The organism is uncultured Marinococcus sp. (assembly GCF_947493875.1).
In the GTDB taxonomy this organism is placed as follows: domain Bacteria; phylum Bacillota; class Bacilli; order Bacillales; family Marinococcaceae; genus Marinococcus.
Window position 1 is genome coordinate 255,470 of record NZ_CANLSU010000003.1, and the last position, 17,790, is coordinate 273,259.

The following is a 17,790-nucleotide window of genomic DNA, read 5'->3' on the forward strand; positions in this document are numbered from 1 at the left end:
CGGAAAGGATCACTGAGACATGAAAACCTGCATCATTTACGCCCGGGTAAGTACGGAAAAAGAAGAACAGCAGTCCTCGCTTGCCAGGCAGCAGGAGGAGCTGGAGGCTCTTGCTGCAGCGAATGGCTGGACGGTGCAGCAGACCGTAACGGAGCAGGAGAGCAGCTATTCCGTGGAACGGGACGGGCTTCTCCGTGTGTTTGAACTCCTTGATGACACGAGCGCGGATACACTGCTGATTACCGATGACACGCGGCTTGGACGTGGAAATGCCAAAATCGCCGTGCTCCATGAACTGCAGAAAAGGGGCACCTCCATCTATACAGTGAAGGATGACGGGGAGCTTGAAATTGCGGACACGGACCATATGATTATGGAGATTTTGTCGATCGTGGAAGAGCATCAGCGCCGGCTGCATAATTTTAAAATCAAACGGGGGATGCAGCGGGCGGTGGAGAATGGCTATCATCCGGAGGAAAACTTTGGGCTGAACCGCAGCGGAGGCCGAAAGAAAATAGAAGTGCCCATTGAGGAAATTGTTAAACTGAAGCAGCGGGAGCTCACGTTTAAAGATATTGCCTCGACGCTCCGGGGTCTTGGCTACGACATTTCCAAAGCGACGGTGCATCGCCGCTATAAAGAATATGAACAGCAGCGTACAGACACGGAACCGCAGTGATTTGTTTGCGGTGCGATGCTGTTTTTAATATAATGAACTGGGAACGCCATTTTAAGGGAGGCAACTTATGCTTTCGAAAGAAAAAATTGACCGGATTAATGAATTGGCCAAACGTCAAAAATCGACGGGGCTGACGGCCGAAGAAGAGGAAGAACAGCATGCGCTGCGTCAGGAATATTTAAGCAAATTCCGTTCTTCATTTAAAAACCAGCTTGAAAACGTTAAAGTGGTGGATGAAGAAGGCACGGATGTAACTCCGAACAAGCTTGAACGTGTCAAACGACGGAACCGCAGCTTTCGGCATTAAGATAAAAGAGAGGCCTGGTCTTAACAAAGAGCAGGCCTTTTGATTTTATTCTTTCTCCGTAAACCCGCTTGTGTAATCGTTTTAAAACCTTTATCATAAAAGCGTACATGAACACGGAAATTCCCGCGGGGTCAACCTACAGATGCGGGTTTCCACCCAAAAATACATACAGTGGAGGGACATATGCATGGCAATTAGCACAGAACAATTAGCAATTAACACGATCCGGACGTTGTCCATCGAAAGCATTGAAAAAGCCCAGTCGGGCCACCCGGGGCTTCCGATGGGCGCCGCGCCGATGGCGTACGCGCTATGGACGAAGGCGATGAACCACAATCCAGGCAATCCGTCCTGGTTTAACCGCGACCGCTTCGTGCTGTCCGCCGGCCACGGATCGATGCTTCTATACAGCATGCTGCACCTGAGCGGCTACGATCTCTCGCTCGAGGAACTGAAAAACTTCCGCCAGTGGGGAAGCCAGACGCCGGGCCACCCGGAATACGGTCATACGGCTGGCGTGGAAGCAACCACCGGCCCGCTCGGACAGGGACTGGCCATGGGTACCGGCATGGCGATGGCCGAACGCCATCTGGCAGCCAAGTACAACACCGACGATCACGCCGTGGTCGACCATTTCACGTACGTGCTCTGCGGCGACGGCGACCTGATGGAAGGTGTGGCGTCGGAATCGGCTTCCCTTGCCGGCCACCTGAAGCTCGGTAACCTCGTGGTGCTGTATGACTCCAACGACGTGTCCCTGGACGGCGCGCTTCACCAGTCGTTTTCCGAAAACGTGCTGCAGCGCTATGAAGCCTACGGCTGGCACACGGTCTTTATCGAGGACGGCAACGACGTCGATGCCCTGGAGGCAGCGATCGAAGAAGCAAAGCAGTCCCCGAAACCATCGATGATCGAAGTGAAAACCGTTATTGGCTACGGAGCACCGAACAAAGGTGGCACGAACGCGGCCCACGGCGCGCCGATCGGCGACGACGAGTACAACCTGGTGAAGGAAGCCTATCAGTGGGAATACGACGCGTTTCACATTCCGCCGGAGGTGACCGAGCTGTTTGACGAAGTGAAACAGGCCGGCGCGAAGGCCGAACAGGAATGGAACGAGCGGTTTGGCGCCTACAAGCAGGCGAATCCGGCACTCGCCGAAGAACTCGAGCAGGCGATGGCCGGCAAGCTGCCGGAGGGCTGGGATGCGAAGCTGCCGGTCTTTACGGATGAAAACGTGGCGACCCGTGCCGCTTCCGGTGATGTGCTGCAGGAAGTAGCGGCCGCCGTGCCGTCCCTGTTCGGCGGATCGGCGGACCTGGCCGGCTCCAATAAAACGCTGATCAAAGCGGAACAAGATTTCAGCCGCAACGACTACACCGGCCGCAACATCTGGTTTGGTGTCCGGGAATTCGCGATGGCCGCAGCCGTCAACGGCATCCAGCTGCATGGCGGCCTGAAGCCGTTTGGCTCGACCTTCCTGGTCTTTTCCGATTATCTGCGTCCGGCGCTGCGCCTGAGTGCGCTGATGGAGCTTCCGCTCACCCAGGTGTTCACCCACGACAGCATCGCGGTCGGCGAAGACGGCCCGACCCACGAGCCGGTGGAACAGCTGGCGGCGCTCCGGGCGATTCCGAACCTGAACGTCATCCGCCCGGCGGACGGCAACGAGACGGTTGCTGCCTGGCGCGTAGCGATGGAAAGCGAAAACACACCAACGGCGCTCGTGCTGACCCGTCAGGGCGTACCGACGCTTGAAGATACGAAGGAAAAAGCGGTCGAAGGCGTACGCCGAGGAGCCTACGTGATCGGCGAACAGGCCGAACAACCGGATCTGCTTCTCGTCGCTGCCGGCTCCGAAGTGTCCCTCGCGGTGGACGCGAAGGCCCAGCTGCAGAACGACGGCTGGACGGTCAACGTCGTCAGCATGCCGAACTTCCATGCGTTCGATCATCAGTCCGAGGATTACCGTCGCTCGGTGCTTCCGGACGGTGTACCGGCCATGGCGGTGGAAATGGGATCGTCCTTCGGCTGGTACAAGTACGTCGGCTCCCACGGCGCCGTGTACGGCATTGACCGCTTCGGTGCTTCCGCGCCGGGCGGGGAAGTCGTCGAAAAGTACGGCTTCACGCCGGACAAAGTTGCCGAAGCAGCCAGACAGCTGATCAACTAACTATGTGTTGGGGAAAAAGCAGCCCACCGGCTGCTTTTTCTTATTTTCACCCCGGTAAAAAAACAGGCACCGGTGCTGAATCTTTCGAATCGGTGCTTTCTTTACATAAAAGAATGCGTTATAATAAACAAGGTCTGTTTAGAGACGCTGACAACACACACATATATGTTAGGTATTCGGGAAAGGGGTAAGACACATGGGCTGGCTATGGTTAACAATTATCGGCATTGTCATTTTACTAGTTGGTATAGCCATCGGTTTCTTTATCGCAAGAAAAACGATGATGAATTATTTGAAAAAGAATCCTCCTATTAATGAACAGATGCTGCGCGTTATGATGATGCAGATGGGGCAGAACCCGTCCCAGAAGAAGATCAACCAAATGATGAAAGCAATGCAGCGACAACAAGATAAGAAATAATGGTCAGCACCCTTCTAGCTTCTAGAGGGTGCTTTTTTATCCATAGAGAGGATGAGACAAATGCGCGCGTTTTGGGATTTGCGCTGGTTTTTCTGGCAGGAGCGGTTTAAGTACAGCTTTGGCATACTATTACTTGTTATTGTGGCGCTGCTGTCGCTTCTGCCGCCGTATGTGGTTGGGGTGGTGGTCGATGCCATCGAACAAAACCGCCTGACGACCGGGATGCTTGCCCGCTGGATGGGAGCGATGATTGCGGCAGGGATATGCATGTACGTTCTCCGGTACGTATGGCGGATTATGATTTTCGGTTCCTCGCTTCATCTCGGCCGTACACTCCGCTATAATCTGTATCAGCACTTCACGCGGATGAGCAGTGACTTCTTCGGGCGGAAGCGGACCGGGGATTTAATGGCACACGCCACCAACGATATTACCGCGGTACAGATGATGGCCGGGCAGGGCGTGCTAACGATTGTGGATTCGCTCGTCATGGGAGGATTCGTGGTTTTGGCCATGGCAGTCGGCATTAGCTGGCAGCTGACGCTGATTACGCTGCTGCCGATGCCTTTGATGGCGCTGTTGACGAGCTGGTACGGCCATCTGCTCCATCAGCGGTTTGGGGCGGCCCAGCAGTCTTTTTCGCAGCTGAACAACCGGACGCAGGAAAGCATTTCCGGCGTGAAGGTAACAAAAACGTTCGGGTATGAACAGGAAGACATCGAAGCGTTTGACGCCCAGTCCCGCGACGTCGTAAACAAAAACGAGCGGGTCGCCCGCATTGATGCCCTGTTTGATCCGACGATTACGCTCATTATCGGCGTCTGCTACCTGCTTGCAATTGGGTTTGGGGCCGGGTATGTCAACGACGGGAGCATCACCATCGGGCAGCTGACGACGTTCAGCGTCTATTTGGGCATGCTGATCTGGCCGATGCTTGCGTTTGGCTGGTTTTTTAACATTATTGAACGCGGGCACGCGTCGTATGACCGCATTCGCAGCCTGATGGCCGAACGGACCGATATTACCGACCAGGAGGCCGGAGTGGATCAAGTGCCGGCCGGGGCGGTGCAGATCAGCATAGATGAGTTTTCTTACCCGCGGTCGGAAACGAACGCGCTGCATGACATTCACGCATCGGTGCAGCCGGGCCAGACGATCGGGATCGTCGGGCGGACCGGCAGTGGGAAAACCACACTTTTGCGGCTGCTCTTGCGGGAGCTGAAAAGCGGGGCCGGGGCCATTACGATCGGCGGAACCTCGGCAGAGGCCTATTATCTGGATACGTACCGTCTGGCGTTCGGAAACGTGCCTCAGGAGCATTTTCTGTTTTCGATGACGCTTGCGGACAATATCGCCTTCTCAAGCCCCGAAGCCACCCAGCAGGATATTCAGCGGGCGGCCGGGCTTGCGGCCATTCATGACGATATCGTGGCACTTCCCGGGGGCTATGCGACAGCCGTCGGGGAACGAGGGGTCACGCTTTCCGGAGGCCAGAAGCAGCGTATTTCGATTGCGCGGGCGCTTCTGAAGAATCCGGAAATCCTCATTCTGGATGACGCTCTTTCCGCTGTGGACGCAAATACCGAGCAGCAGATCCTCGAAGCGCTGAAGCAGGAGCGGCGGGGAAAAACGACCTTTATCGTCACGCACCGCATGAGCACGGTAAAAGAAGCGGATGCGGTATGGGGAATGGAACACGGAACGATCGTTGAAAACGGCTCCCACCGTGCATTAATGGAAGCCGGAGGCATCTATGCAGAAATGGTGAAGCGCGAAGAACTGAAGGCGCAGGTGGAAAGGGGGGACCGCTGATGCTGCATGAGGATAAAGTATTAACCAAACAAGAACAGCGGGCGATCGTGAAGCGGCTGTTAAAGTACGCGGCTGTACACAAACGGCTGCTGGCATTTGCCTGTACGTTTCTCGTGATCGGGGTCGGAGCGGAGCTTCTCAGCCCGTATCTCGTGAAGGTCTTTATTGACAGCTATGTGACGCCGGGCGTGTTTCCGGCCGGCGAATTGACGTGGCTCGCGGCCATTTTTGCATCGGCCACCATCGTTTCCGCGGTCATGGTGTATTTTCACACGTACTGGTTCCAGCGTATTGCGCTAAAAAGCATTCAGCAGATCCGGGTTGATGTGTTTTCGAGCGTCGAGGGCGCATCGATGCGCTTTTACGACCAGACGCCGTCCGGAGCGCTTGTGAGCCGGATCACCAACGATACCGAGCGGATCCGGGAGCTGTACATGGAGGTGCTCTCGACCTTTATCCAGAACGGGGTGTTTCTCGTCGGGGTGCTTATCGCCATGTTCTTTCTGGATGTCCGCCTCGCTGCTGCCGCGATACTGATTATGCCGCTGCTGCTTATTTTAATGGCGCTTTATCGCCGCTACAGCTCCAGGTACTACGGGGAAATGAGCGGTAAGCTGAGCCGGCTGAATACGAAAATTAACGAAAGCCTGCAGGGCATGTCGGTGATCCAGCTGTTCCGGCAGGAAAACCGGATGAAGCAGGAATTTTCCGGTATCAATGACGCTCACTACGAAGCCGGGCTGAAAAGCATGAAGATTGACGGCCTGCTGCTCCGGCCGGCGATCGACCTCGTGTCGGTGCTTGCCCTCGTCGGGGTGCTGTCGTATTTTGGCATTTTATCCATGGAAGGGGCCGTGCAGGTCGGGGTGATTTATGCCTTCGTCAACTATTTTGAACGCTTCTTTGAACCGGTGAATGAAATCATGCAGCAGATGTCGCTGTATCAGCAGTCAATTGTCTCCGCCGGCCGGGTGTTTCATTTAATGGATGTGACCGGCCAGGAATCAGCAGTCGTCCGGGGACGTCAGACCGGGGGAGCATCCGAAAGCGGCGAGATTAAGTTTGATCACGTGACGTTCAGCTACGACGGCGAGAATCCGGTCCTCCGGGACATTAACCTGTCAGTCAGGGAAGGAGAGACTATTGCGATCGTCGGCCATACCGGCAGCGGTAAAAGCTCCATCATTAACCTGCTGCTTCGGTTTTACGAGCACGATGCCGGCACCATCTTCCTCGGCGGCAGGGACCTGCAGCGCTGGCCGGAGCAGACGCTGAGGAAGCACGTCGGACTTGTGCTGCAGGATCCGTTTTTGTTTACCGGCACGGTGCGCGAAAACATTGCGATGCACAATCACCGGTTGAGCGATGAAGAGGTGCGGCAGGCAGCTGCCTTTGTCGGCGCCGATCAGTTTATTGAAGCGCTCCCGAACCAGTACGACGAGCAGGTGGGCGAGCGGGGAAGCTCGTTTTCGAACGGTGAAAAACAGCTGATCACGTTTGCCCGCACGGTCGCCCATGACCCGAAGGTGCTTGTGCTCGATGAAGCAACGGCCAACATTGACAGTGAAAGTGAAGCAGTGATCCAGCAGGCGCTTGCCAGTCTCGTGGAGAACCGGACGACCATTATGATTGCCCACCGGCTGTCCACGATCCGGCATGCCGACCAGATCATCGTGCTCCATCAGGGCGAAATCGCAGAGCGCGGCACGCACCAGGAGCTGCTTGCCTCCGGGGGGCTGTATGAAAAAATGTACCGGCTCCAGCATGAAAATGAAGAGGTGCTGTAAAAGAGGGAACAATTGCGAGCCGCTGCTGCGGGGTGTATCATAAAGGCAGGAAAGCCTTCATGTGATACACCCTATTTTTATAGAAAGGAAGGCGGCCGAAGTGAGCACACTGCTGATTATTACGACCCTCACGGCCTTTTTTATGGCTTCTGTCGTGATTGTTATCCGCATGAAAGCCATCAAGCAGCCCGCGACTTTTAAAAAAATCGTGCTGCCGCCGTTTTTTATGGCGACGGGAGCGCTGATGTTTGTTTATCCGCCGGCGCGGCCAACCGGACTGGAAGTCGGCGAGGCGCTCCTCGTCGGATTTATTTTCTCCTTTCTGCTGATGGCCACCACGTCGTTTGAAATAAGGGAGCGCCGGATTTTTGTGCGCCGGTCCAAAGCCTTTTCCTTTATTCTGGTCGGCCTGTTAATCGTACGTACGATTATTAAGCTGATCATCGGCGATGCCATTGAGCCGGCGGTGCTTGCCGGAATGTTTTTCCTGCTGGCCTTTGCCATGCTTGTGCCGTGGCGCGTCTACATGGCCGTGAAATACAAACAGCTTGAAAAGGTTCTTCAGCGGGACCCGGAGCCTGAGAGCTCTGTATCCTCCCGCCATTCATCTTAAGGAAAGGGAGAAGTGCCGATGTCAAACGATGTAAATGAACACCTGCAAAATGAAATTCATGGCAAAAAACTGCCCAATGAAGCGGAGCGGCGTCTGTATCTCGATACGTACCGGGAACGCGTTATCCTTGCGCTGACGAAAAAACAGGTGATGGAAAAAGGCATACGCCAGGAAGTGCTGAATGCGATGCACGACCGGAAGGCGAAAGAAGTGTTGGTCGACGGTCACCTGAGCCTCGAAGCGCTGCGGCCGTACCGCAAAGCAGCGGAAACCCGGCGCGTACCTTACCGGCGCGTCACGCTCGATGAGCCGGAAGATTCCTACGGCCTGGTCGTCACCTCCGACACGGCCATTAACCGTGAGGACGTGTTGGCCGAGGATGAGCCGGAAGAGAACAGCAAAGAAGCAGCCGCGGGAGAGAAAAAACCGTGGTGGAAAAAGCTGCTTGGCATCTGAAAAACGAAAAAGAGGCAAGCGTTTTCCGAATTTTTATCCGAAAATATTTATCTTTGAGGAAAGTTTTGCTATTCTATGAAAGTGGGTCGAGAAACAGATCAGGAAAGGCGGCAGTGAAGTAATACAGCTGCAGGCCTTTCTGCTTATCCTCATCTACTTTTTCGACAACGTTATTGGATTGTTGTATAATAGATCAAGAAGGAGGGGTACATATGGCTCAAAATCAAGACGTATTCAATGCTCGCAAGGCTTTTGAATCGAATGGCAAAACGTATCACTACTACGACATTAAAGCTATTCAGGATGCAGGAGTCGGCGATGTATCGAAGCTGCCATATTCCATTCGTGTGCTGCTCGAATCTGTACTAAGACAGTTGGACGGACACGTAATTAAACAGGAACACGTAGAAAGCTTAGCAAAATGGGGTTCGGAAGAAGGATCCAAGTATGACGTACCATTCAAACCATCCCGCGTTATCCTCCAGGACTTTACCGGGGTTCCGGCAGTCGTGGACCTTGCATCACTGCGAAAAGCAATGAATGATTTTGGGGGAGACCCGGATGTCATCGACCCGGCGATTCCGGTTGATCTTGTGGTGGACCACTCGGTACAGGTGGACCGTTACGGTACTAATGACTCGTTAAACCAGAACATGAACTTTGAATTTTCGAGAAACGAAGAGCGCTACAAGCTCCTCAGCTGGGCGACCAAAGCGTTTAACAACTACAGCGCTGTGCCGCCGGCTACAGGCATTGTGCACCAGGTGAACCTGGAATATCTTGCCTCCGTCGTACACACGAAGGAAACTGAAAACGGCGAAGTGGACACGTATCCGGATACGCTCGTCGGTACGGACTCCCACACGACCATGATCAACGGCCTCGGCGTGCTTGGCTGGGGTGTTGGCGGTATCGAAGCGGAAGCGGGCATGCTGCAGCAGCCATCCTACTTCCCGGCACCGGAAGTGGTCGGCGTTCGTCTCGTAAACTCCCTGCCGAATGGTTCAACAGCGACAGACCTGGCGCTGCGCGTTACCCAGCGGCTCCGGGAAACGAACGTTGTCGGCAAATTCGTGGAATTCTTCGGCGAAGGTCTGGCGGAAATGCCGCTTGCTGACCGGGCGACGATTTCCAACATGGCACCGGAATACGGTGCGACCTGTGGGTTCTTCCCGGTCGACGAAGAAGCGCTCAACTATCTGCGCCTGACCGGCCGCGACGAAGAGCATGTGCAGCTTGTTAAAGACTACTGCAAGCACAACCACATCTTCTTTGATCCATCCGAAAAAGAACCGCAGTTCACCCAGGTGATTGAAATTGACCTCGCGGAGATTGAACCAAGCCTGAGCGGACCGAAGCGCCCGCAGGACCTGATTACTTTATCCGACATGAAAAAACAGTTTAATGAAGCGCTGACGGCTCCAGCCGGCAACCAGGGATTCGGCCTGTCTCCGGAGGAGATCGACAACGAAGCGACCATCGAGCATCCTAACGGCAAAACGTCGACGATGAAAACCGGGGCGCTCGCCATCGCAGCCATCACAAGCTGTACGAACACGTCCAATCCATACGTAATGATCGGGGCAGGCCTTGTTGCCCGTAACGCGGTGGAAAAAGGGCTTGAAGTACCGGAATACGTTAAAACGTCGCTCGCGCCGGGTTCCAAAGTTGTTACCCGCTATCTCGACGATTCCGGCCTGATGCCGTATCTGAACGATCTCGGGTTTAACCTGGTCGGCTACGGCTGCACGACATGTATCGGCAACAGCGGCCCGCTGCTCGAAGAGATCGAAAAAGGGATCACAGACAGCGATCTCCTTGTGTCCTCTGTACTGAGCGGTAACCGTAACTTTGAAGGACGGATCCATCCGCTCGTGAAAGCCAACTACCTGGCATCGCCGCCGCTCGTTGTAGCTTACGCGCTGGCTGGTACGGTTGACTTTGATATGTACCGTGATTCGTTCGGCAAGGATAAAGACGGCAATGACGTATACTTCAACGACCTGTGGCCGTCGGCAGCCGAAGTCAAAGACTTTATTACGCAAAACGTGTCTCCGGACCTCTTTAAAGAAGAGTACGAGAATGTCTTTGATAATAACGAGCGCTGGAACGAGCTGCAATCGGACGAAAATGCGCAGCTGTACGACTTTGACGATGAGTCCACGTACATTCAGAACCCGCCGTTCTTTGAAGAAATGTCCAAGGAGCCCGAAGACATTAAACCGCTGGCTGCTCTGCGGGCCGTGGCGAAATTCGGCGATTCGGTTACGACCGACCACATTTCTCCGGCAGGGTCCATCGCGAAGGACAGTCCGGCTGGCCGCTACCTGATGGAAAAAGGCCTGAAGCCGGCACAGTTTAACTCGTACGGCTCCCGCCGCGGTAACCACGAAGTGATGATGCGCGGAACCTTCGCCAACATCCGGATTAAAAACCAGCTGGCGCCTGGCACAGAAGGCGGCTATACGACCTACTGGCCAAACGGCGAAGTGCTGTCCATCTATGATGCAGCGATGAAATACAAAGAGGAAAACACTGGCCTGCTTGTAATGGCCGGCAAAGATTACGGCATGGGAAGCTCCCGTGACTGGGCAGCGAAAGGAACCAACCTGCTCGGCATTAAGACCGTTATTGCGGAAAGCTTTGAGCGTATTCACCGCAGTAACCTTGTGCTGATGGGCGTGCTCCCGCTGCAGTTCCAGGAAGGGGAAAACGCTGATTCTCTTGGTTTGACCGGGGAAGAGCAGTTCGATGTGAAAATCGATAATACCGTGAAGCCGCATGACATGATCGACGTCGTTGCCACTGACCAGGACGGCAAAACGACTACCTTCCAGGTAGTTGCCCGTTTTGACAGTGACGTTGAGATGGATTACTATCGTCACGGTGGTATTTTGCAGATGGTTCTCCGCAACAACCTTGAAGCGGCAGAAGCAAAACGCAATCAGTAATTTTCCGATAGAAGGTCCCGGTCCGCCGGGGCTTTTCTTTTGAAGAATTTTTAAATTTCACATACCGTAATGATAAAATTTGTCACACATTCCTCAACCTCTTATAATAAAAATAAGGACTAATGCGTGTTCAACCAGGGAATACGATAAAGATGACTACTCATTTTCGTCCTTTTCCCGATAGGGGGTGCCTTTATTGCAAATTAATGAGCAAAATAACATTTACGATATAATCGATAGATGGGAAAAAGAAGAAAATAATATAACGGTCAAACGTGCCTACGAGTGCATCCGGACGCTGGAGGAGAGCGAGCAGCCCTCCGGCTGTGCCCGCGTGTATGCGCTGATGGCCAGAGACCGCTGGAAGTATCAGCGCCGGTTTGATCCGATGATCCGCAACTGGCTGCAAAAAGCAGAAGAGCTCGACGAATCTGTGCCGCTTCTGCAGCAGCTGCGGCCGATGGAGCGGATCGACAGCATTCAGGAAAACATTCTCGACACCCAGCTGACGCCGCTCCGCGAAACGGATCCGGCCTCGGCCCGCTACCGCGTGGCTGAACAGCTGCGGGAGCAGTGCCGCCAGATGATTCAGTATCTCGATGACACGCTTGAAACGTGGAACCCGGAAGAATTGACCGTGGACTTTTTGAACGTGGTGGAAAACGAGCACCTGCGTGAGCTTCCGTTTCTGCTTGAAAACATCAAGCAGGCGTGCGAACGGCTGGCGTCGAGTACCCAGGCCTATATGGATACGGCGTCGGGCTCGTTTTATTCCCCGGAGGCCGTCCGCGAAATTAAAGAAGCGATCAGCCATGTGGAGCAGCTGAAACAAAAATGGAACGAAGCGTCGAGCTCGCTCACGAAGGTGGGCGAGGAGTATGCCGACCCACTTGAAGAGCTCAATGACATGATTGGGCTTCACGGCGTGAAGTCCCGCGTGCATAACATGTATCATTATCTGCAGTATCAGAAGCGTCGCAAGGAGCAGGGGTACCAGTGGAAGGATGAACGAAGCCTTCATATGATCCTGACGGGCAACCCCGGCACGGGCAAAACCATGCTCGCCCGCCTGCTGGCTAAAATTTATCACCAGCTCGGCCTGCTTCAGCGCGATGAAGTACTCGAAACCGATCGTTCGCGCCTCGTCGGCTCGTACGTCGGCCAGACCGAGGAAAAAACAATGGCGCTGATTAAGGAAGCGGTCGGCGGCGTGCTGTTCATCGATGAAGCCTACAGCTTAAAACGCGAGGGCATGGCCGGAAACGACTTTGGACAAACGGCGATTGATACCCTGGTTTCTGCCATGACGAGCGGGGAATATGCCGGTACGTTTGCCGTTATTCTGGCCGGCTACCCGGAGGAAATGCGGCAGTTTCTGCACGCCAATCCGGGACTTCGCAGCCGGTTTCCGGAAAGCAACCATATTCATCTGCCTGACTACAGCATGGATGAGCTGATGGAAATCGGGGAAAAGGTCGCGCTTGAAAACGACTTTTTCCTGAGCGAGGAAAGCAAACGGGTGCTTGAAGAGCGGATCGAAAAAGAACAGGTGGATGAAACGTTCGGCAACGGCCGGACCGTGAAAAATATTGTGCTCGACAGCATTTTCCAGAAGGGGGCGGCGATCGGCAACCAGGACTATATCGGCATCGATGACTTTTCGCTGCTGACGGCCGATGACATCCAGGAGCCGGAAGGCGAACAGCCGAAGGACAAACGATCCGCCGTGCAGCAGCTCGATGACTTTATCGGCCTTGATCACGTGAAGCAGGAAATGAAAAAGCTGGCCTCCTTTATCCGCGTGCAGCAGCAGCGCCGCGAAGAAGGCGCGCCGACTGTGCCGATTCAGCTGCATACCGTGTTTTCCGGACCGCCGGGCACCGGCAAGACGACGCTTGCCCAGGTGTATGCCGGCATCCTGAAGGAATACGGCTTCTTAAAGCGCGGCCACTGCATCGTAGCCGGCCGTAGCGACCTGGTCGCCGAGTACGTCGGCCAGACAGCCGCGAAAACGAAGCGGAAGGTCCGCGAAGCCCTCGGCGGGGTGCTGTTTATTGACGAAGCGTACGCCCTGATGTCGAGTTCGCGGAGCGACTTCGGCCGGGAAGCGATGGATACCCTCGTCGAAGAAATGACCAAGCACGACGAAAATCTGGTGGTTGTGCTTTCCGGCTATCCGCAGCCGATGCAGCAGCTGCTTGAAATGAATCCGGGTCTTGAATCCCGCTTTAAAAAAACCTTTTACTTCCCGCCTTACACGCCGCAGGACCTGGCCGAGATCACGGAGCGTTCGGTGGAGCGGTTCGGCTATCACTTTGAGCCGGAGGCGCGCGAGCTGCTTGAAAGCAGGTACGCCGTTTCCAACACGGACGGCAACGCCCGGCTCGCTGAAGATGTGGCCGAAGAAATCTTTCAGCAGCAGGCCTTCCGGCTGTTCCAGTCGGAGGAGAACGATGAAAATCTTCACGAGCTGACGGCTGATGACGTGAAGCATGCGCTTGAAGTACGGGTGAAATCCGAAGGAGAAGAAGGACATGAAGAGCGTTCACACACCAATTGAAGTACGATATGCTGAAACGGACCAGATGGGCATCGTCCACCACGGCTCTTATGTGGTCTGGTGCGAAATCGGACGCACGCACCACATGAAGGAGATGGGCTTTCACTATCCGGATATTGAGAAGGCTGGCTATTTGTTCCCGGTGCTCGGTATTAATATCGATTACGAAACGCCGGCCGTCTATGGCGAGGATGTGGAAATTGAAACGTGGATTGATTCTTATGACGGAGTGCGTGTAAAATATGGGTATATTGTGACTAACGCCAAAGGACAGACGTGCATCCGGGCGTTTTCAAGCCACGTATGTGTCCGCAAGGAAACGTTCAAACCGGTAGCCATCCGAAGGGCGCTGCCGGACTGGCATGAGGCCTACAGCCAGCTGGCGGAGTCCACAGCCGCCGGGTCTGCCAAAGGCGGTGGAGATGATGGCGTTTGGCATTAAAGCCCAGGAACTAAGAGCCTGGAAACGAAAGGCTGCGTCGGGCGAGGTCGCCCTCTTAACGCACTACTGGTATGACCCGCGCTTTCCTGACTGTGATACGGTCACAAAAGCCTCCTGCCGGGACGTGGAAACACTCGTGCGCTGGGGCAGGCAGTACGGGCTGAAGGCTGGCTGGATCCATTACCGCGACGACTACCCGCACTTTGACCTGCTCGGAGATTATGAAGCGCATATTCTGTCCGAGGAAAAACAGTGGGAGCAGATGCAGCGGTTTGGTATCGAGGCTCCCCGTTCAAACAAATAATTTAATCTGGAGGCACAATCTATGAATGCAACGCAGAATGAAATTATTGAAGCACTGCAGACAACGCCGGAGATTGACCCGAAGCAGGAAATCGAGCGCCGGGTGCACTTTTTAAAGGAATACGCGAAGCAGGCCGGAGTTAAAGGCTTTGTCCTCGGCATTTCCGGCGGCCAGGATTCGACGCTCGCGGGCAAGCTTGCCCAGATGGCGGTCGATGAGCTCGAAACTGAGCAGGCCGTGCCGTTTAAATTCGTCGCGCTCCGTCTGCCGTACGGCCAACAGCATGATGAAGACGATGCGGCAAAGGCGCTTGACTACATCGAGCCGCAGGAAACGTATACGATCGACGTGCAGCCGGGCGTGGACGCGTCGGTGCAGGCGTTTGAGCGGGCCCTCGGGACGACCATGTCCGACTTTATCAAAGGCAACACGAAGGCCCGGGAGCGGATGAAGGCCCAGTACGATGTTGCCGGGGCCGAAGGGCTGCTTGTGCTCGGCACCGACCATGCGGCAGAAGCGGTCACCGGCTTTTATACGAAGCACGGGGACGGCGCCTGCGATGTGGCACCGCTGTTTGGCCTGAACAAGCGGCAGGGCAAAATGCTGCTGCGCGAGTTGGAAGCACCGGCATCGACGTTTGAAAAGGTACCGACCGCCGATCTGGAAAGCGACCGTCCGGGTCTTCCGGACGAGGAAGCGCTCGGGCTGACGTATGATCAGATTGACGACTTTCTCGAAGGACGCAGCATCGATGCCAACGCCCATGAACGGCTGGTGGACATGTATAACAAAACGGCGCATAAACGGGAGCTGCCGGCAACGTTATACGATACGTGGTGGAAAGAATAACAAGCGTCTGCGGATGGTCCCTTGCGGCCATCCGTTTTTCACAAATGCGGGAAATACTGGACGCCGGCTGTGAAGTTTGATATACAGATAACAGAAAGAAAAGGAGAGAACACCGAAATACGCTAAAGGAGTACGATAGTGCATGCCTATTAAAGTGCCTGACTATTTACCGGCCAAGGATACGCTGGAAAAAGAAAATATTTTCATTATGAACGAAAGCAGGGCCTATCTGCAGGACATCCGTCCCCTGAAAATCGTCATCCTGAACCTGATGCCCCTAAAGGAACGCACAGAGACCCAGATTCTGCGGATGCTCAGTAATACGCCGCTGCAGGTGGACGTCTCGTTTCTGCATCCGGATACCCACCGCTCCAAAAATACGCCGCGCGAGCATCTGTCATCATTCTATAAAACGATCGATGAAGTGCGGAGCCGGAAATTTGACGGCATGATTATCACCGGCGCCCCGCTTGAAAAAATTCCATTTGAAGAGGTGGACTTCTGGGAGGAGCTGCAGAGCATTCTCGACTGGAGCGACCAGAACGTCACGAACACGATGCACATCTGCTGGGGCGCGCAGGCCGGCCTGTACCACCACCACGGCATCGACAAGCACCCGCTTCCGAAAAAGCAGTTCGGCGTCTACCCGCACTATATTAATGGACGCAATGAAAAGCTGTTGAGCGGGTTCGACGATCAGTTTTACGTGCCGCACTCCCGGTACACGAAAACGAGGCGCGAGGACGTGGAAGCCTGTCCGGACCTCGACATTCTGTCGGAATCCGACGAAGCGGGACTGTATATCGTAGCGACCAAGGATCGTAAGCGGATTTACGTGACCGGCCACAGTGAATACGATGCAGAGACCCTGCGCGATGAATTTGAACGCGATATGCGCCGCGGCCTGGGGACCGAGGTGCCGGAGAACTACTTTCCGGATGACAATCACCTGTATTCCCCGCTGAAAATGTGGCGCGCCCATGCGACGCTGCTGTTTACGAACTGGCTGAACTACTATGTGTATCAGGAGACGCCGTTCGATTTTGCCTAAAGCTGTTTCCAAATTGGAAACAGTTTTTTCAGTCGGCGGAAAAAAGATGATATAATAGACGCGTGTGTGAGCAGCAGGCAATGACAAAATGGCAGTGCCGCCGAAGACTGAAAGCGGAAGATTGGGTGATGGAGTTGGATGCGCTAGACGTATTGATGAATAAAGAACAGATCATGGTATACTTTCAGCCGATACTGAGTGCCGATAAGCTGGAAATTTCTGCGTATGAAGTGCTCGGCCGCTTCCAAAACGACAACGGGAACGCCGAAACGCTCGAGAGCTGCTTTCGGGACCCGGGAGTGCCGTGGGAGTACAAGCAGGAAATCGACCGTGCCGTGCACCAGGCTGCCCTGGAAACCTTTGCGGCCGGAGAGCGGACGGATATGATTTTTTTGAACGTGGATGCGGCCACCATTCTGGGCGACGGAGGAGACGGACTGGTCGAATTTCTGCTCGGATACGAAGAAAGAGGTATCGCCCCGACCTCGATCTGCCTGGAGCTGAAGGCGACGGATTTTCAGCAGGACCTGTCCCGCCTGAAGCATTTCATGCAGTATGCCCAGAGCGCCGGCCTGTCGATTGCGATTGACAATCTCGGCCAGGAAGCGATTCATCTGGAGCAGATTGCCTACTTAAAGCCGAATGTCCTGAAGGTGGATGTGACATTTTCCGAAAATTTTGCAGTCCCGAGCATTTACCGGGACGTGCTGCATTCGTTATCGACGCTGTCGAGAAAAATCGGGGCTTCGCTTTTATTTGAAAAGATCGAGTCCTTTAATCAGCTGAATTACGCCTGGCGCAACGGTGCCCGGTACTATCAGGGATTTTATCTGGATAAGCCGAAAGAGACGTTCATAGAAAAAGACCAGTTTCAGGAACGGATGAAAAAGGACATCCATCATTTTATTGATGTGGAACGCAAAAAAATTGAAGCCCAGATCCAGCTGACCTCCGAGCTGAACAAGCGGCTGAACGACCGGCTCAAGCACGCGGATGTGATGGAGGATATCGACGGCTGGACGATGAAGACCGCCGAGTCGCTCGAGGAAATGAGCTTCCGGGTGTACGTGTGTGACCGGGAAGGATATCAGCTTTCCGGCAACGCCTCGCGCCAGAGCGGGGAAGCCTGGGAATACCGGACGGAGGAGCGCAACCGCAACTGGAGCTGGCGGCCGTATTTCCTCGAAAACATTGTGCGCATGAACTTTGAACAGCGGGGGATTCTTTCTGATATGTATACGGATTTTCACAGCGATGAAATGATCCGGACGTATTCCCATCCGATCACGGAGGATCTGTACGTGTTTGTGGACATTCCTTATGCGTTTTTGTATGAAAAAGATTATCTGCTGTAAACAGCGCCGGCTTCTCCTTCTGCGGAGGAG

Annotated in this window: 15 protein-coding genes; all 15 read left to right on the forward strand. The window is 54.5% G+C overall.

What is annotated here, in order from left to right; genetic code table 11:
- Positions 1-19 precede the first annotated feature (19 nt).
- The 15 genes from Q0757_RS07080 (at position 20) to Q0757_RS07150 (ending at position 17,760) form a co-directional block, all read left to right on the forward strand.
- Positions 20-679 carry a recombinase family protein gene (locus tag Q0757_RS07080; protein ID WP_298785708.1) on the forward strand — a complete coding sequence of 220 codons (660 nt, stop codon included), beginning with the start codon at positions 20-22 and terminating at the stop codon, positions 677-679.
- A gap of 67 nt (positions 680-746) precedes the next feature.
- A complete protein-coding gene (locus tag Q0757_RS07085; protein WP_079476458.1) occupies positions 747-986 on the forward strand; it encodes a DUF896 domain-containing protein in 240 nt (79 codons plus the stop codon).
- A 187-nt stretch (positions 987-1,173) separates the two neighbouring features.
- Positions 1,174-3,159 (forward strand): transketolase, encoded by a 1,986-nt coding sequence (gene tkt, locus Q0757_RS07090; RefSeq protein WP_298785713.1) that lies wholly within the window; start codon positions 1,174-1,176, stop codon positions 3,157-3,159.
- Positions 3,160-3,355: 196 nt separating this feature from the next.
- Positions 3,356-3,580: a YneF family protein gene (locus Q0757_RS07095; protein WP_022792130.1), complete on the forward strand. Its 225-nt coding sequence runs from the start codon at positions 3,356-3,358 to the stop codon at positions 3,578-3,580.
- Positions 3,581-3,640: 60 nt separating this feature from the next.
- Complete coding sequence (locus Q0757_RS07100) at positions 3,641-5,392, forward strand: ABC transporter transmembrane domain-containing protein (protein WP_298785717.1); 1,752 nt, start codon at positions 3,641-3,643, stop codon at positions 5,390-5,392.
- Entirely contained in the window at positions 5,392-7,179 is a 1,788-nt protein-coding gene (locus tag Q0757_RS07105) for an ABC transporter ATP-binding protein (protein WP_298785719.1), read from the forward strand. Before Q0757_RS07100 ends, Q0757_RS07105 begins: the two co-directional genes overlap by 1 nt.
- Before the next feature lie 100 nt (positions 7,180-7,279).
- Positions 7,280-7,792 carry a CcdC family protein gene (locus tag Q0757_RS07110; protein WP_211218991.1) on the forward strand — a complete coding sequence of 171 codons (513 nt, stop codon included), beginning with the start codon at positions 7,280-7,282 and terminating at the stop codon, positions 7,790-7,792.
- An 18-nt stretch (positions 7,793-7,810) separates the two neighbouring features.
- On the forward strand, positions 7,811-8,248 hold the full coding sequence (locus Q0757_RS07115; protein WP_298785723.1) for a YueI family protein: 438 nt from the start codon (positions 7,811-7,813) through the stop codon (positions 8,246-8,248).
- Positions 8,249-8,460: 212 nt separating this feature from the next.
- Positions 8,461-11,199, forward strand: coding sequence for an aconitate hydratase AcnA (acnA, locus tag Q0757_RS07120; RefSeq protein ID WP_298785725.1), 2,739 nt, complete (start codon positions 8,461-8,463; stop codon positions 11,197-11,199).
- 196 nt (positions 11,200-11,395) lie between these two features.
- The gene (locus tag Q0757_RS07125) at positions 11,396-13,759 is read left to right on the forward strand and encodes an AAA family ATPase (protein WP_298785728.1); all 2,364 of its coding nucleotides are present in this window, start codon (positions 11,396-11,398) and stop codon (positions 13,757-13,759) included.
- Complete coding sequence (locus tag Q0757_RS07130) at positions 13,734-14,201, forward strand: thioesterase family protein (RefSeq protein WP_298785730.1); 468 nt, start codon at positions 13,734-13,736, stop codon at positions 14,199-14,201. The genes Q0757_RS07125 and Q0757_RS07130 overlap by 26 nt, the downstream gene beginning before the upstream one ends.
- The gene (locus Q0757_RS07135; RefSeq protein WP_298786159.1) at positions 14,185-14,505 is read left to right on the forward strand and encodes a hypothetical protein; all 321 of its coding nucleotides are present in this window, start codon (positions 14,185-14,187) and stop codon (positions 14,503-14,505) included. The genes Q0757_RS07130 and Q0757_RS07135 overlap by 17 nt, the downstream gene beginning before the upstream one ends.
- 21 nt (positions 14,506-14,526) lie before the next feature.
- A complete protein-coding gene (gene nadE / locus Q0757_RS07140; protein ID WP_298785732.1) occupies positions 14,527-15,354 on the forward strand; it encodes an ammonia-dependent NAD(+) synthetase in 828 nt (275 codons plus the stop codon).
- 142 nt (positions 15,355-15,496) lie between these two features.
- A complete protein-coding gene (gene metA / locus Q0757_RS07145; protein ID WP_298785734.1) occupies positions 15,497-16,405 on the forward strand; it encodes a homoserine O-succinyltransferase in 909 nt (302 codons plus the stop codon).
- Positions 16,406-16,467: 62 nt separating this feature from the next.
- Positions 16,468-17,760 carry an EAL-associated domain-containing protein gene (locus Q0757_RS07150; protein ID WP_298785736.1) on the forward strand — a complete coding sequence of 431 codons (1,293 nt, stop codon included), beginning with the start codon at positions 16,468-16,470 and terminating at the stop codon, positions 17,758-17,760.
- The last annotated feature ends 30 nt before the right edge of the window (positions 17,761-17,790 follow it).

Coding starts and splice junctions, on each gene's coding strand:
- Q0757_RS07130 (WP_298785730.1), top strand. CDS start 13,734: ATGAAGAGCGTTCACACACCAATTGAAGTACGATATGCTGAAACGGAC.
- Q0757_RS07080 (WP_298785708.1), top strand. CDS start 20: ATGAAAACCTGCATCATTTACGCCCGGGTAAGTACGGAAAAAGAAGAA.
- Q0757_RS07095 (WP_022792130.1), top strand. CDS start 3,356: ATGGGCTGGCTATGGTTAACAATTATCGGCATTGTCATTTTACTAGTT.
- Q0757_RS07085 (WP_079476458.1), top strand. CDS start 747: ATGCTTTCGAAAGAAAAAATTGACCGGATTAATGAATTGGCCAAACGT.
- metA (WP_298785734.1), top strand. CDS start 15,497: ATGCCTATTAAAGTGCCTGACTATTTACCGGCCAAGGATACGCTGGAA.
- Q0757_RS07135 (WP_298786159.1), top strand. CDS start 14,185: ATGGCGTTTGGCATTAAAGCCCAGGAACTAAGAGCCTGGAAACGAAAG.
- Q0757_RS07115 (WP_298785723.1), top strand. CDS start 7,811: ATGTCAAACGATGTAAATGAACACCTGCAAAATGAAATTCATGGCAAA.
- Q0757_RS07105 (WP_298785719.1), top strand. CDS start 5,392: ATGCTGCATGAGGATAAAGTATTAACCAAACAAGAACAGCGGGCGATC.
- tkt (WP_298785713.1), top strand. CDS start 1,174: ATGGCAATTAGCACAGAACAATTAGCAATTAACACGATCCGGACGTTG.
- nadE (WP_298785732.1), top strand. CDS start 14,527: ATGAATGCAACGCAGAATGAAATTATTGAAGCACTGCAGACAACGCCG.
- acnA (WP_298785725.1), top strand. CDS start 8,461: ATGGCTCAAAATCAAGACGTATTCAATGCTCGCAAGGCTTTTGAATCG.
- Q0757_RS07100 (WP_298785717.1), top strand. CDS start 3,641: ATGCGCGCGTTTTGGGATTTGCGCTGGTTTTTCTGGCAGGAGCGGTTT.